This window comes from Chitinophaga jiangningensis (assembly GCF_900142605.1).
GTDB lineage: Bacteria > Bacteroidota > Bacteroidia > Chitinophagales > Chitinophagaceae > Chitinophaga > Chitinophaga jiangningensis.
The window spans coordinates 151893-167243 of sequence record NZ_FRBL01000009.1; the positions used below are offsets into that span (position 1 = coordinate 151893).

Below are 15351 nucleotides of genomic sequence, written 5' to 3' on the forward strand. Positions count from 1 at the left end.
TAAAACCTCGTTATGACACCCTTTATTGCAGAATTTCTGGGCACTGCCCTCCTAATCCTCCTTGGTAACGGCGTAGTAGCCAATGTGGTACTCAACAAAACCAAAGGCAACGGTGGCGGATGGATCGTGATCACCACCGGATGGGCACTGGCCGTATTCACTGGCGTAGTAATAGCCGGTCCGGTGAGCGGCGCTCATCTCAACCCTGCTGTTACCATCGGCCTTGCCGTAGCTGGCAAATTCGCGTGGGCACAGGTACCCTCCTTCCTGGCAGCGCAAATGCTCGGCGCCATGGTGGGCACTACCCTTGTATGGCTCAACTACAAAGCGCATTACGATAACACGCCCGACACAGGTTTACAACGAGCTACCTTTTGCACGGAACCGGCTATACGCAATACTGCGCTCAACCTTATCTGTGAAATCACCGGCACCTTTGTACTCCTTTTTGCCGTATTCTATTTCGCCGGTGCTGAATTCGGCGATACCAAAGAGCCGATTGGTATGGGTTCTTTAGGCGCTATTCCAGTGGCCTTCGTGGTATGGGTCATCGGCCTTTCCCTGGGAGGTACTACGGGTTATGCTATTAATCCGGCGAGAGACCTGGGGCCGCGTATCATGCATCAGCTGTTACCTATTAAAGGGAAAGGAGGCAGTGATTGGGGATATGCGTGGGTACCCGTTTTAGGGCCGGTAATTGGTGCTGCTCTTGCGGCTGCACTTTACCTGGCTTTACAACCGTAACCGGGTCCGCCTTCGGCGGACTTCTTTTCGCGCAAAGCAGCAAAGCAGGTAAGCAGCAAAGACCTGCAATTTCTTTTTCCGGTTTTCCCGAGGGCCGAAGGCCCTCGGGAAAACCGGAGGAGATGAGGGCTCCGCTCTCATCTCCTCCGGTAAACAACAAAACAAAATCCTTTGCTGCTTACCTGCTTTGCTGCTTTGCGAGCTAAAAAAAGATCGCATCAAGGGCCGAAGGCCCTGACCAAACCAACAAGTAAAAAATATTACCATGCATAAAAAAACAACCTTTGCCGTTAGTGCATTAGCACTTGCTGCTGCTATTTCAGCATTCACCATTCCTTCAGCAAAAAAAGGCAACGATCCTAAAGTATTTAAAGTAGGTCACCGCGGCACACGCGGCCTCATGCCGGAGAACACCATCCCCGCCATGTACAAGGGCCTGGAAGCCGGCGCAAACACCATCGAGTTCGACATCCACATCACCAAAGATGGCCAGGTGGTAGTATACCACGACGCGTCTTTTACCCCCAGCTATACCACCAAGCCTGACGGCGCTGACATCTCCCCGGAAGAAAGAAAAAAATATACTTTTTACCAGATGGACTACAAAGACATCCGTCCGTTCATCATCGGTGAAAAAGCATACCCGGCCTTCCCTGAGCAACAACGCATGCGCAGCTACGCGCCCCTGCTGGGAGAAATGATCGACTCCGTGGAAGCCTATACGAAAAAACACCACCTCCCTCCTGCCTACTACCTGCTGGAAATCAAATCCAGTGAAAAAACCGATGGCACCGAACAACCGGCACCTGAAGAGTATATCACTAAAATGATGGCAGTAAAGCAACTGGGCAAACTGGGCCACCGCCTCTATGTGCAGTCATTCGACATGCGTCCGCTGCAGGTAATGCACCGCAGATACCCTAACATTAAATTAGGATTCCTTACTGGTGATAAAAAAGTGACCTTCGAGGAAAATATGAAAGCTTTAGGATTCACACCTTACTTCTACAATCCTTATTATGAGATGGTCACACCAGAGCTGGTACAGAAATGCCATGCACAGAAAATGGTGATTGTTCCATGGACGGTACAGGAAGCCGATAAAATGAAAGAACTGCGCAAAATGGGTGTGGACGGTATCATCACCGACTATCCTAACCATTTCGCGGCTGCCGGACTCTAAGCCGATTTACCGTTCGCATAAAAAAAATTCGAATTCAAACCATTATTTGATAAGTTTGACGCTCGATTTTTTATACAGCCTTGTAAAATCAACAACAAAACGACATGACAGTATCCAAAAGAACGGTGAGCGCACTAATACTGGGAGCAGTAGCAGTAATGCAAAGCTTCTCAGCAGTAGCGCAGGTGAATGCAAAACCAAAGCTGATTGTAGGAATTGTAGTAGATCAGATGAGATGGGATTACCTGTACAGGTACTACGACCGCTATGAAGCTGGTGGCTTCAAACGCATGCTGGGAGAAGGTTTCTCCTGCGAAAACACCTATATCAGCCACCTTCCATCCTTTACTGCTGTAGGTCACAGTACCGTCTATACCGGCTCTGTACCTGCCATCCACGGCATTACCGGTAACGACTGGACCGACCAGGTGACAGGCAGAAAATGGTATTGCACTGAAGATACCACCGTATCACCAGTAGGCAGCAATAGCGACGCTGGTAAGATGTCGCCCCGCAACCTGCTGGCATCCACCATCACCGATGAACTGAAACTGGCTACCAACTTCCGATCCAAAGTAGTAGGCGTATCCCTGAAAGACCGCGCCTCCATCCTCCCTGCCGGACACACGCCTGATGGCGCCTTCTGGCTCGACGATGCCAACGCCAGCTTTATCACCAGCAACTACTACATGAATGATTTACCGGAATGGGTAAAGAAATTCAACGCACGTAAAGAGCCACAGCAGCTGATGTCCAAACCATGGAACCCACTGTATCCCATCGCCACCTACGTGCAAAGCACTGCGGATGATAACCGCTGGGAAGGTCCTTATAAAACAGAAACTGCCCCGGTATTCCCGCATAATCTCCCTGCGATCTATGCAAAAGACCCAGGCAGTCTGCGTTCTACGCCTTTCGGCAATACCCTCACCCTGGATTTTGCCAAAGCTGCAGTAGAAGGCTACGACCTCGGTAACAACACCGTTACGGATTTCCTGACCATCAACTGCGCCTCTACCGACTACGTAGGTCACCAGTTTGGTCCTAACTCCATCGAAGTGGAAGACACCTACCTGCGTCTTGACAAAGACCTGTCGGCTTTCTTCAGCTTCCTGGATAAAAAAGTAGGTAAAGGCAACTACCTCGTTTTCCTCACTGCTGACCACGGCGCCGCGCATGCCATCGAGTTTATGAAAGAACATAACCTCCCTGCCGGCCTGGCACAGGACAGGAAAACAATGCCTGAACTGAATACACTCCTGAAAGACAAATTCGGTGTAGAAGGACTGGTGAAATCTTTCCAGAACTATCATGTAAACTTTGATCTGCAAAAGATTGCCGCAAATACTAACCTGAACTTCGACGCAATCAAAAAAGTAACCGTTGATTTCCTCGTTAAACAACCGGGCATCCAGTTCGCAGTAGATATCGAAAACATCGGTAACAGCGCAGTTCCTGAGCCTATCAAATCCATGATCGCTAACGGTTACAATCCAAAACGCACCGGCCAGGTAATGATCATTCCTGAACCAGGATGGTTTGCCGGTAGTGCAAAAGGTACCACGCACGGTAACTGGAACCCTTACGACATCCACATTCCACTGGTGTTTATGGGCTGGCATATTAAAAACGGCCAAACCAACGACATCACCCATATGACAGACATTGCCGCTACACTGGCCGCTATGCTGCATATCCAGATGCCGAATGGTTGCGTAGGAAAGCCGGTGACGGCAATTACGCAAACGGCGAATACAACTAAGTAGAGAATAATGATGAATAGAAAAGGGTCGTTTCACGCAAGGTGAAACGACCCTTTTTGTTTGGATGATTTTAGCGAATTTGTGGGGATGACACCTTCGGTGTCATCCCGCGAGGGCCGCGCTGCGCCGGTGTTGTTACCCGAAGGAGTCCTGCGGCCGCACGCGGCTGTTGATTACCTGGAGGAGTATTGTGGCTGGGCGCGGCACTGCTGTATGTTACCCGGAGTTTAAAGGATCAAGCCACTCCTCCCATAAACGGATCGGTCACCGATTCCTTACCTGTTTCCACTCTGCCGGCAAAGCGTTGTGCAAACTGATTAAACCCTTCCGCTTTCACAGTAAAATCATACCAGCCGTGGCTTTTGCCCAGTGGTAATACTACCTGTTCAGTAGCATTGGCTGCCAGGGTGCGACTAATCGATTTATTACCATAAGCATTATCTGCAATAGTGATCGTTCGAGGCTGGCCGCTATGATTGACCAGTTTCAACACCGCATTACCAGTAGGTTTGGCGGTGATGCCTGCTGTTTCATAAGTGGTTTGCACCTGTACACCCGGATCATTTTTATCACCATTGAACTGACGGAAGAAACCATTAGGCCCCTGCAGGTGCAGTTCATACTGGCCACCATCAAAATCTGCCAGTGCCCATTTGTAGTGCAGCGCATCTCCGGCTTTTACGGCAAACGACCAGTTGCGGCCCTTGTTGCCTTCGTAAGCACCAGTGGTATACACAGTAAATGGCGACCCTGCAGCGGCTTTACCAAAGAATTTGTTACCGGCCTTTAGGTCGATGTACAGCTGACCAGATGCGGCATCCATCCGCGCATCTGCATATAGCTCGTAAGGCAGCGCGCACGATGGGCGTACTCCCGGCTCCTGCAGGCGCAAGCCGTTGGCGCTGATCTGCTGTATGGCTGCATCATCCAGCTGTTTGAATCCTGTAGGTAAATCCTTAAACTTAGCGTTGTAGATATTTTCTACCATTTGCTGCTGTTTGAGGAATGGCAGCTTGCCTGGTACCGTTGGGTCATACGGGCTAAAGGCAGCGGTGAGGTCGCCACAAATGGTACGGCGCCACGCACTGATATTATCCAAATGAATATTTTTCTTGTATTTCTGGTTCACGAAAGTTTCCAGGAACTGGATGGTAGAGGTATGATCATAAATTTCAGAACATACTTTACCTCCCCTGCTCCATGGGCTGGCAATCACCATAGGCACCCTGAAACCGAGTCCTACAGCGGCGCCGCGGGCTCCTTTTTCCGGCACACCCTGGCGAATTTCTGCCTCCAGGCGCACATGCTCCAGTTCTGTTTCAATGCCTGCTGATGCGGCGCCGGTACCTGGTTTCTTTTCATCGTAAATTGAATAGGGCACCACGTGATCGTAGTAACCATCGTTTTCATCATAGGTGAGGATGAAGATGGTTTTCTTCCATACTTCTTCGTTGTTGGTTAGGATGTCCAATACTTCAGATACGTACCAGGCACCGTACCATGGCGCACTCGGGTGATCACTGAAGTTCTGTGGACCTGCCAGCCAGGAAACCGTAGGCAGCTTGCCTTCATTTACATCTTTACGAAACTGATGGAACAGGTCGCCGGCCGGAACCGTCACTTCCCTTTTTGCGCCACCATCCTTGTATTTGAAAGTAGTAACGTTTCTATATGCAGGATCGCCGGCATTCACCACGAATGCGCGATCATACAATGCTTTTTGTTCCGGTGTAAGTTGCGCATAGGATTCCTTGTTCCATTTCTTCAGCTCAGACGCAGCGTTGTCAAGGGCTTCCAGCTTTTTGCCGAGTGCAATCTGGTTCTTGCGGGCAGCCTCTTCCGAGGATGGACTGGCTTCCTGCAGCCTGTTAATTTCACCAGGTAATGTTTCTACCTGCGACACCAGGCTCTCAATATATTTTTTAGAAAACTTCACATTGTAAGCGGCGAAGAATTCCAGCAGGTTACAACCAAAGTTAGCGAGCCATGCCCGCTCCTCTCCTTTAAATCCGCCGCCACAGCTAATTTCATTCTGATAAAATTTCCAGTCGATGTTATTTTCCGACAGCAGCTCCGGAAACGTTTTCCATCCCAGTTTTGCGTAGCTGTAGTTGTCGTTGCGGATATGCGCTTTCATATCACCGTTATCTTCATGGGTAATTTTACCTGTCCAGAAGAAAGAACGGTTAGGTGTAGTGCTCGTCATGGCGGAGCAGAAGTTCTGATCACATACGGTGAAAGCATCTGCCATGGCGTAGTTGAAAGGAATGTCCTGGCGACTGAAATACCCCAGTGTGAGCGGCATTGCTGCATAATCTTTGTTACCGGATTTTTTTGCGAGCAGCCATTTGTCGTATTTCCCTTCATTGTAAGCATCTACCTGGCTGGCCCTTGAATGTGGCAGAGAGCCCATCCAGGTTACCTTTGAGCCTTTCATATCGAAACGGAAAGGTGCGAATGTTTTACCATGTTCATCTGTTTGACACCATACAGGTTTACCATCCGGAAGGATAACAGCCCTTGGGTCGTTAAAGCCTCTGACGCCCTGCAATGCACCGAAGCAGTGGTCGAAAGAGCGGTTTTCCTGCATTAGGATTACTATATGTTCTGCATCCAGGAAAGTGCTGCCTGGCGCGGGATTGATGGCCATAGCTTTTTGAATGGATGCAGGTAGTAGTGTGGAGAGCCCGGCTGCACCGGAGAGTAATGCTGACTTCTTGAGGAAGTCCCTTCTCGTGTCGGTCATAGAGTTTGCTTGATTATTCCGATAAAATAGCAAAGTTATTTTTGTGAAGATGTATTTTTTGATGGATGGTTATACTTAATAATTTCTTAACTCATACGGGTTTATCGGTGTTTATAGCCCCGCCACCGGCGGGGCTATAAACACCGATGGTTTGGTACAGGCCGAAGGCCTATACCAAACCATCGGAATAAAAAAAATTAAAGTTTAATCAACTTCACACTTCTCACCTTCCCGCTATCCCTACTAACAATTCTTACAAACCAGGTACCTGCCGGCACTTTACTCAGATCCAGCCGTACCTGCTGTAACCCTTTACTGCCAGGCGTATGCACCTGCCTTACTACCGGCGCTGCACTATTCAACGCAGTAATTTCAATCAGGTAGAGGTCGCCTTTATTACCATGAAAACGCAGTTGCGCATCCGATGCACCTACCGGGTTCGGATATACGACAACGGCATCATCGGTAGCGTCAGCGGCGTCAGACGGTGCTTTCGTCATGGTGGCGTTACCAGTGACAGCTGCGAGACTGCCGGTACATGCACGCACCAGCAACCATGGTTTACCATCGCCGGTATTGAGATCCGGTTGATTGTTGAGCGTCCACCATTTTGCCCTATATACGTTACCGTTATATACGGCGGAGTCGTTGGCCCAATATACCTGTGTAGCACTCCATAATGGAATACCGTTACAGTTGTTGCCAGTGCTGCCATTTACCGTAATGTTCACCGTTGCGCTGGTGGTCACTGCATTAAGGTTATCGGTAGCTTTAGCCGTGAGTGCGTAGGTACCGGCACCCACGTTATTCCAGGTGTAAGTGTAGGGTGCTACACTATCAGTATTAAGCAATGCGGTGCCATTATAAAACTGCACCCATTTGATACTGCCATCGCTGTCGGCGGCCGTGGCGGCAATAGTAACCGCTGCGGGGGCAGTATATGTAGTATTATTAGCGGGTGTGGTGATGGAGACGGTAGGGAACACGTTGGCAGGGTTTACTGTAACGTGCACCGTATCGCTGGTTTTAACTGCACCCAGGTTATCAGTAGCGCGGGCAGTAAGGGTATAACCGCCGGCTGCCGCACCTGTCCAGCTATAGCTGTAAGGTGCAGTGGTATCAGTACCCAGCAGTGTGGTACCTCTGTAGAAGGCTACTGATTTCACTACGCCATCACTATCAGATGCGGCTGCGGAAATAGTAATGCTCGCAGGCGCCGTGTAGGTTGCATTATTTGCAGGCGCAGTAATACTTACCACAGGTGGTTTGTTGGCTGCACCAGTTACTGTAATATTTATTACGGGAGATGTAGTACTTGCGTTTTTATTATCTGTAGCGATAGCTTTCAAAGCGTAGCTACCGGCAGTTACCCCATTCCATGTATAGGTGAACGGGGCACTGTTTACGGTTCCCAGTAGCGTACTGCCGTTATAGAAAGCCACGCTGCTCACTACACCGTCGCTGTCGGAAGCGGCGGCAGTAATGGCAATGTTCACCGGGCCTGCGAAGGTGGCGTTATTAGCAGGCGACGTTATCTGTACGGTGGGTGGTTTATTGGGCAGGGCACCATTTGCAAATACTTCATTGATTTTGTTTACGAGCGGACTCGTGGTATTAGGGCAGTAGATCAGTTTTCCTTTGGAAACGGTGCTGCTGGTCATGTTGAGCATATCACCAAACACCTGCCAGATGATCACACCGGCAAGGTTATGGTCCTTGATGTACTGTGCCTTTGCAGCGATGGAAGCCGGGTTATCGTAGCTGAGGAAATAGCTGCCTTTTGTTTTGTATGGCACCTGCGCTAAGCTGTCCCAGTGTTCCGTCCAGCCGGAGGCTGTTTGTTGAAGGATGTAGCTGTAGGTCGGCGTACCATCGTACAGGTCGCGGGCCCAGTTCGTATAGTCGGCAGCGGTTTGGATAGGACCGTCCGGCTGCACGGTTTCTGCTCTTTTAACGGTAGGTGCATTCAGGGCGGCGTTGCCATTGGTGATTACACCGCGACCATAAAACGGCGCACCCAGATTTACTTTACTCATGTTCACGCCCAGTGCCTGCAATGCGGTGGTGGTAGCATGCAGGGAGAAGTTGTTATACTCGGCACCGGGATAATCATACAATGGCGCGTTGTGCCCTGCTTTGTTGGACCAGCCACCATTGTAATCATACGTCATCATATCAAAATAGTCCAGGGAGTTGTTGAGCCGCGGCCAGTCGAATCCGGCGAGCTTGGAGGGGCTGGCGGAAAAGCAGGAGGTCATCAATTTGTTAGGCCCGATGGCGGCACGAACTTTCTCCATGAGTATGGCGAAGTTCGTATAGTCGGCGGGGCTGTAGTTAACGATGTTCATACCGGGATCATTGGGATATTCCCAGTCGAAGTCCACGCCGTCAAATCCCATGCTGATCAGCGTTTGAATGCCGGCGATGAACCGATTGCGTTTTACGGAGTCGGCGGCCATTTCAGGATAGTGCTTGCACATGCTCCATCCGCCGATGGAGGCCAGTACTTTCACCCCTTTCTGGTGTGCCAGTTCGATGATACCTGGTGCGCCGCCGGCTTTGTGAATAGAAAGCGGGAAGCTGCCGCTTTTGCCGGTGTTGACGTTGGTCCACCCGCTTCCGCTGTTGCGGTAGCCCAGGTTGTAGGCATTGCTGCCATCACTGATATAGTACAATACTTCCAGCTCCCCGTACAGCAGGTACATATCCCAGCTGCTGTAAATGTCTTCATTTACCAGTGGTGCCGGGGCTTGCACCGCGCCTGCCTGGTAAATGCTTTTGTTACGAAAGTCGCCGCTGTGCAGCGATCCATCCTGCGCCACCCCAAAGAAGGAGAAGTTGAGGATGGTGTACTGCGAGTAGTCAACATTCAGGTGGTTGTACCCTCCTGCCGGTGTGATGCCGGATACATTTTTCCAGGCGTCCCACTGGGTGATGTAGCCGATCACCTGTTTGTTGTGCTGGGCGGTGGTAGCCGGTACAGGTGGACTCACCTGTGCAGTGGCCTGGCATAGCGGAAAGAGCAGTAAACACAGGGATACCAGGCGCCCCCATGCGCCGATGCGGATAGAATTGGTGGTCATACAGATAGTTTAAACTAATGGTGGTTAAATAATGAGTACAGATTGCTTTGTTTGAATGCCTGACGATATATAGTGCCCGACCGGTAATGGTTATGTTCAGCTTTTGGTTAACGGATTTATTGACGGATTTGCACGAGTACAGGGCGCACGATCAGAAGTAGTCGGACAGGGTTGCTACAGGTACCATCCTACAAAAAAATATTTCCCGTGTTATAATATAGCAGTCAAATTTTGATAATTGGAAGTTATTGTATTACTTGCAGCACAATCTCAATTAGTTACCACTCCTGACTTAAGCCACGCTCTAGGAAACCAGCATTTTTATTAACCAGTAATACTATGAAAAACACCCGTCGAAGTAACCTTTTACCCGGCATTGTATGCCTTTTATTGTTATGTGGTGCTGCTGCCTGCAGCAAAAATGACGACCCCGTAACACCTGCACCAGATGTAAACGCACTGTATGCAAATTCCATTAAAGACGCCATGACGGCCGACAGTTCGGAGATTATAGACACCCTGTGGACTATAACGCCTACGAACACACGCCTGCAATGGAAAACCATCAATGGCAAACAGTATGTGCTCATGGCAACGTTTATGCGCTTCCCTTCCAGCTACCCACTGGGGGATAGCATCACCACTACCTGGGGCGAGTCATTCCTTTTTGCACCGGGCCAGATGAAGGCAAAACTTGCCAGCATGAGTGCGGGTACCGACACGATTCTGCGCATCTGCCAGGTGTTGGGGCTACCACCGATCAATCCGAAAACCAATACACATATTGCCCAGATGTGGGTGCAGGCCGCTCAGTTGTACAGGCCCGCCGGTAACCCTGACATTACCACCACCACTACCGGTGCCGTGCTGGTACCAGCCGCCACAAACGATTACATCACCTGGTTTAACAACTACATCCTGTTTGCCTACTTCCACACGCTTACCTCCGCCACGGATTACCATTATCCATGGACGCGCCTTGGCTATACTTATGACTGGGCTCCGGGTGCGAAGGAAGTAGGAATGAGTGAGTTTGTAATGAAGCCTAACAGTGGTGCATGGGTGGAAAAAACCACGACCGCACAAGATTTCTTTAAGCAATAAGCAGTATAAAAAAGGTTCTGTTGCCTGGTGCAACAGAACCTTCAATGGATTGGGGCAGCAAAATAAGATCAACGGATTAGATGCATGCTTATGGGGTACATGGATGAAAAATCAATGGGTCTTCATAAGGGTAACTAATTATTTGTACTCAATTCCTGCTGCAATATTAACCCTTTGACATTCAACCCCATGCATCATATCGGGAAAATGATTTTCACATTCGGGAATTGTTATTCATCCCACTGTACTACTTCATATGCCTGCTGCCCGTTGTTATTGATAGGCTGATAGTAGGTACCGTTATACACTACATATTTCTGACCACTGTATTCTACCTCCTGTGCACCTGAAGGCACATTAGTGATAATAGCGCCTACGGGTGGGTTGACCACGGTGTAGGAAGAGCCTCCCCTGGTATAAAATGCACCGCCATAATAATAATAAGGCGATCCTCCCACATTTACCGTGGTATAGCCACTTGGCAAGGTGGTAACCACCGCACCCAACGGCGCAGGCACAGCGGTGTAACCGGCAGAGGACTGCGTATAATATACACCCTGATCATAATGGTACTTGGCGTTATTAACTGATACTACGATAGCCGTAGCCGTTAGTGTGGCGAGGAAGAAACCTACCGGATGCCATGCCGGGCCCCAGCCTACATACGGGCGGTAAGGATGGTAGTAGTAATTATAACGGCCGGGGTATACTCTGCGCGGAGGCACTACCACATTCACGTTACGGTGTACATTCACGTTGTTACGATGTACGTTCACATTATTCACATGCCGGTTATCGACATGGACGTTACGATTATGAATATTGTTATTGCTCAGATTGTGTTGGTTGTTAATCGTACGGTTGCCGCTGTTAATGTTACGGTTGTTGTTAATATTACGATTGGGCGCATTACGGTTGGGCGTGTTACGTTGTTGGGCTGGCTGACGGTGCTGCGTATTACGGTTAGGCGCCGCCTGCCTGCGCTGGGCTGGCTGGTGTTGCCCACCACCTCCCCTGCCTCCGCCACGGTGTTGAGAAATAGCGTCCTCAGCGATTAAAATACACGTGGCAAGGCATACGCAACGCAGACTAATTCCAAAAAGCAGATTCATGTTTGTGCTTTTGAAGTGAGTAAATAGTCTATGCCCAGGAAAATTGTTTGTATCAGTTATTACAATTATCGCATGGAAATTGTTACAAATAGTAAAGCAGAAATTGATATTTATGACTGATATAGCCCGTCGTTTTCCGGAAAATCCGCTGTTGAAGCCTGCAGACCTCACTCCCAGCAAAGAGGGCGTAAAGGTGGCCTGCCTGCTCAACCCCGGGGTTTTCAGCTACGACCGCAAAACCTGGCTGCTGGTACGGGTGGCGGAGCGGCCGGAGCAATCGGATGTACACCTTTCCTTCCCGGTGCTCAATGCCGATGGCAGCATGACCATCCGGCAGATCAAGCTGGACGATCCGGACCTTATAGCCACCGATGCAAGGGTGATCAGCTACCAGGGGGCCGATTTCCTGACCACCCTTTCTCATTTACGCTTTTTTTCCAGTGAAGATGGTATTCATTTTAAGGAAGATCCCGCGTATCCGCCGATTTATGGCAAGGGGAGTTTAGAAGCCTTTGGGGTGGAGGACTGCCGCGTGAGTAAGCTGGGCGACTGCTATTATCTCACTTATACTGCCGTTTCAGAAAACGGAGTGGGAGTAGGTATGAAAACGACGCAAAACTTCCAGGAGTTTCAGAGCCACGGCATGATAATACCGCCACATAATAAAGACTGTGCCCTGTTTGAAGAGCTGATCCATGGGATGTATTATGCCCTTCACCGCCCTAGCAGCGTATCGCTGGGAGGTAATTACATCTGGTTGGCCTCTTCACCTGACGGGCTACACTGGGGCGATCACCGCTGCCTGCTGAAATCCAGGCCAGGCAAGTGGGACAGTGCCCGTGTGGGCGCAGGTGCGGCACCCATCCGTACAGAAAAGGGCTGGCTGATGATTTACCATGGCGCTAATACCGCGCACCGTTATTGCCTGGGAGCGGCGCTGCTGGATATACACCAGCCTTCGAAAGTGCTGGCCCGTACAGACGAGCCCATCATGGAGCCACTGGTGCCGTATGAGCTCACCGGTTTCTTCGGGCATGTGGTGTTTACGAATGGCCATATTGTGAATGGCGATGAACTTACTATTTATTACGGTGCAGCAGATGAATTTGTATGCGGTGCAAAATTTTCCATTCAGGAAATCTTAAGTCGATTACAATAGCGCCTACATTTGCAGATGCAAAAATCTGAGGTGACCATACGTGCCATTGCTCCTTACGAGGAGCTTCCCATGGACCTGCTTTTGCTGGCAGACCCATCGGAGGAAATGATTCGTTCCTACATCTACCAGGCTCGCATATACGTAGCTGAAAAAGAGGACCGGCTGATTGGGGTGTACGTGATAACCCTAGAGGAACCGGGCCGGCCAGAAATCCGTAACCTTGCTGTGGCAGCCGATTTCCAGGGGCAGGGCTTAGGGAAATTATTATTGCAGCATGCCATAGCCCGCGCGAGGGAAAACGGCGCCAGCGGCCTTATGATTGGCACCGGCAACAGCTCGGTGGGACAATTATATCTCTACCAAAAAATGGGATTTGAAATAGTGGCGATCCGGAAAGATTATTTCACCACGCATTACCAGGAACCAATATACGAAAACGGTATCGCCTGCAAACACATGCTGGTGCTGGAGATGGCTTTATAAAAAGCCGCGGCCTTGAGCAATACCTGACTTTAATATCTCCCTATACTATAATTAAAAAAATTATTCCTTTTTCTTTATTTTAGCCTTAAGATTATTACCTGACCCAATCTATGATAAAGAAGAGAATTCTCCTGGCAGACGATGATCAGGATGACAGAGCTTTTATCAGGGAGATGCTGGAATTAATAGATAGCGATGTTAATGTTGACTGTGTACAAAACGGAAAACAGGTATTTGATTATTTAGCGGTTTGTAGCAAGCAGAATTTCCCGAGCCTGATCCTATTGGATTATAAGATGCCTATGATGACAGCCGGCGAGGTATTGGAAAAGATGCAAAGGCTGGAACAGTACACTAACATTCCTAAAGTGGTATGGAGTACTTCGGAGGAAAAGACGCATATCGACCGCTGTCTGGCCGCCGGGGCATTAAAATATTTTGTAAAACCGGTAAGTAATACCGGGCTGAAAGCTATTGCCAGTGAAATCCTTGAGCTATGTGATGATTATGCCGGCAGATAAATATTAAACACGGCGCCTTCTCCCGGTTTGCTGATGGCCTGGATAGTGCCCCGGTGATTTTCTACGATCTTACGACAGATGGCCAGTCCGATACCCGTACCCGGATACTCATCCCTGGTATGCAGGCGTTCAAACATTTCAAAAATCTTCATGGCATAATGCTGATCAAAGCCAATACCATTATCCGCTACTGTTAATAGCAGGATGCTGTCCTGGCGCCCGGTAGATGGATTGAGGATGGACTCCACTCCTGCGGTGACTACTATTTCAGGTGGCACTCCCTTACGGTGATATTTGAGCGAGTTACCGATCAGGTTTTCCAGCAGCTGGCGAACCTGGAATGGAATACCGTAGATGCCCGGCAGGTTGGATGCCACTATTTTACCACCGGTTTCTTCCAGGGTATCCGCAAAGAAGGTAGTGAGTTCTTCCACTACATCCTGGAGGTTTACATTTTCGAAGGCGATGGATTGCTCGGATACTTTGGTAAAAGAGAGCATATCATCAATAAGGCCCTGCATACGTTTGGCGGCATCCGCAGAACGCAGCAGGTAATCCTTCTGTCGGGTGCTCAGCATCAGGTCTTCCGCTTCGAGCACCATGCTGTTATACAACTGGATTTTACGCAGCGGCTCCTTCATATCGTGCGCTGCAGCAAAAGCAAATTTCTGTAGTTCTTTATTCTGGGATTCCAGCTGCTGCGTATATTTCAGGATTTGTTGTTCTGCCATTTTTCTTTCGGTGAGGTCGCGGGTAACCTTAGAGAACCCGATGATGCTCCCGTCGTTGTCGTGCATAGCGGTGATGACCACGCTTCCCCAGAAGCTGGTTCCATCCTTCCGTACACGCCAGCCTTCGTGAATAGCTTTACCCTGCGTGGCCGCCTGGCCAATCAGTCTTTCCGGCAGGCCGCGCTGTTGATCCTCCTTTGGGTAGAAAACGCTGAAATGCTTCCCTAAAATCTCTTCCTCGCAATAGCCTTTGATTTTCTGTGCACCTTTATTCCAGTTCTGTACAATACCGTTTACATCCAGCATGATGATGGCATAGTCTTCTACTTCATCAATCATCTTCTGATAACGGCGCTCTGTGGACTGTACTTCTAGCTGTTTGGCATGTTCATAATCCTGAGCCACGGGTTCGGAAAATTCAAGAGATGGTGGCGTGATGTTTTCTATTGGGGACATTGCTGCTATTTTCTCCTTTGATCTGTCTGGTTCCATGTATGAACAGTTTTTTCAACACACTACGTACTTGTTTACATATACAGGTTCAAGTTGTAACAACAATTATACCTGATAACCAATATTTGTTTATTATTTGAATATCAAGTAATTAGAATCACTTCTACCAATAAACGAATTTTTTTAAGGGGAGAAATAAAGTACACAGTGTCCCAAAAGTTACACAACAGCGATGCGATTGCAGAATAAAAGGGCCCTGAAGGCCCCGG

11 protein-coding genes are annotated in these 15351 nt (G+C 49.2%); 7 read left to right on the plus strand and 4 right to left on the minus strand.

The window, feature by feature from the left end:
• The first annotated feature begins 12 nt into the window (after positions 1–12).
• The 3 genes from BUB18_RS23005 to pafA all read left to right on the plus strand — a co-directional run bounded on the left by BUB18_RS23005 (position 13) and on the right by pafA (position 3693).
• Positions 13–744: an MIP/aquaporin family protein gene (locus BUB18_RS23005; protein WP_073085574.1), complete on the plus strand. Its 732-nt coding sequence runs from the start codon at positions 13–15 to the stop codon at positions 742–744.
• 265 nt (positions 745–1009) lie between these two features.
• Positions 1010–1927: a glycerophosphodiester phosphodiesterase family protein gene (locus BUB18_RS23010; RefSeq protein ID WP_073085575.1), complete on the plus strand. Its 918-nt coding sequence runs from the start codon at positions 1010–1012 to the stop codon at positions 1925–1927.
• A gap of 104 nt (positions 1928–2031) precedes the next feature.
• Complete coding sequence (pafA, locus tag BUB18_RS23015; RefSeq protein WP_073085577.1) at positions 2032–3693, plus strand: alkaline phosphatase PafA; 1662 nt, start codon at positions 2032–2034, stop codon at positions 3691–3693.
• A gap of 232 nt (positions 3694–3925) precedes the next feature.
• Here the strand turns inward: pafA and BUB18_RS23020 are convergent, their stop codons facing one another.
• Both BUB18_RS23020 and BUB18_RS23025 read right to left on the minus strand, forming a co-directional pair.
• Positions 3926–6436 carry a phosphocholine-specific phospholipase C gene (locus tag BUB18_RS23020; protein WP_073085579.1) on the minus strand — a complete coding sequence of 837 codons (2511 nt, stop codon included), beginning with the start codon at positions 6434–6436 and terminating at the stop codon, positions 3926–3928.
• Between the two features lie 197 nt (positions 6437–6633).
• Complete coding sequence (locus BUB18_RS23025; protein ID WP_073085581.1) at positions 6634–9519, minus strand: glycosyl hydrolase family 18 protein; 2886 nt, start codon at positions 9517–9519, stop codon at positions 6634–6636.
• Positions 9520–9858: 339 nt separating this feature from the next.
• Here BUB18_RS23025 and BUB18_RS23030 point away from each other — a divergent pair, with 339 nt between their 5' ends.
• Positions 9859–10623 carry a hypothetical protein gene (locus BUB18_RS23030; protein ID WP_073085583.1) on the plus strand — a complete coding sequence of 255 codons (765 nt, stop codon included), beginning with the start codon at positions 9859–9861 and terminating at the stop codon, positions 10621–10623.
• Between the two features lie 230 nt (positions 10624–10853).
• On the opposite strand, the gene BUB18_RS23035 is transcribed toward BUB18_RS23030, so the two are convergent.
• Positions 10854–11735, minus strand: coding sequence for a DUF6515 family protein (locus BUB18_RS23035; protein ID WP_073085585.1), 882 nt, complete (start codon positions 11733–11735; stop codon positions 10854–10856).
• A 112-nt stretch (positions 11736–11847) separates the two neighbouring features.
• On the opposite strand from BUB18_RS23035, the gene BUB18_RS23040 reads away from it, so the two are divergent.
• The 3 genes from BUB18_RS23040 (at position 11848) to BUB18_RS23050 (ending at position 13898) form a co-directional block, all read left to right on the plus strand.
• Positions 11848–12894: a glycoside hydrolase family 130 protein gene (locus BUB18_RS23040; protein WP_073085587.1), complete on the plus strand. Its 1047-nt coding sequence runs from the start codon at positions 11848–11850 to the stop codon at positions 12892–12894.
• Positions 12895–12909: 15 nt separating this feature from the next.
• Complete coding sequence (locus tag BUB18_RS23045; RefSeq protein ID WP_178372185.1) at positions 12910–13377, plus strand: GNAT family N-acetyltransferase; 468 nt, start codon at positions 12910–12912, stop codon at positions 13375–13377.
• A gap of 110 nt (positions 13378–13487) precedes the next feature.
• The gene (locus tag BUB18_RS23050; protein ID WP_073085589.1) at positions 13488–13898 is read left to right on the plus strand and encodes a response regulator; all 411 of its coding nucleotides are present in this window, start codon (positions 13488–13490) and stop codon (positions 13896–13898) included.
• Here BUB18_RS23050 and BUB18_RS23055 read toward each other — a convergent pair.
• Positions 13883–15121 (minus strand): sensor histidine kinase, encoded by a 1239-nt coding sequence (locus BUB18_RS23055; RefSeq protein WP_083550634.1) that lies wholly within the window; start codon positions 15119–15121, stop codon positions 13883–13885. The two genes, BUB18_RS23050 and BUB18_RS23055, sit on opposite strands and share 16 nt — an antisense overlap.
• Between the last annotated feature and the right edge of the window lie 230 nt (positions 15122–15351).

Coding starts and splice junctions, on each gene's coding strand:
- BUB18_RS23005 (WP_073085574.1), top strand. CDS start 13: ATGACACCCTTTATTGCAGAATTTCTGGGCACTGCCCTCCTAATCCTC.
- BUB18_RS23010 (WP_073085575.1), top strand. CDS start 1,010: ATGCATAAAAAAACAACCTTTGCCGTTAGTGCATTAGCACTTGCTGCT.
- pafA (WP_073085577.1), top strand. CDS start 2,032: ATGACAGTATCCAAAAGAACGGTGAGCGCACTAATACTGGGAGCAGTA.
- BUB18_RS23020 (WP_073085579.1), bottom strand. CDS start 6,436: ATGACCGACACGAGAAGGGACTTCCTCAAGAAGTCAGCATTACTCTCC.
- BUB18_RS23025 (WP_073085581.1), bottom strand. CDS start 9,519: ATGACCACCAATTCTATCCGCATCGGCGCATGGGGGCGCCTGGTATCC.
- BUB18_RS23030 (WP_073085583.1), top strand. CDS start 9,859: ATGAAAAACACCCGTCGAAGTAACCTTTTACCCGGCATTGTATGCCTT.
- BUB18_RS23035 (WP_073085585.1), bottom strand. CDS start 11,735: ATGAATCTGCTTTTTGGAATTAGTCTGCGTTGCGTATGCCTTGCCACG.
- BUB18_RS23040 (WP_073085587.1), top strand. CDS start 11,848: ATGACTGATATAGCCCGTCGTTTTCCGGAAAATCCGCTGTTGAAGCCT.
- BUB18_RS23045 (WP_178372185.1), top strand. CDS start 12,910: ATGCAAAAATCTGAGGTGACCATACGTGCCATTGCTCCTTACGAGGAG.
- BUB18_RS23050 (WP_073085589.1), top strand. CDS start 13,488: ATGATAAAGAAGAGAATTCTCCTGGCAGACGATGATCAGGATGACAGA.
- BUB18_RS23055 (WP_083550634.1), bottom strand. CDS start 15,121: ATGGAACCAGACAGATCAAAGGAGAAAATAGCAGCAATGTCCCCAATA.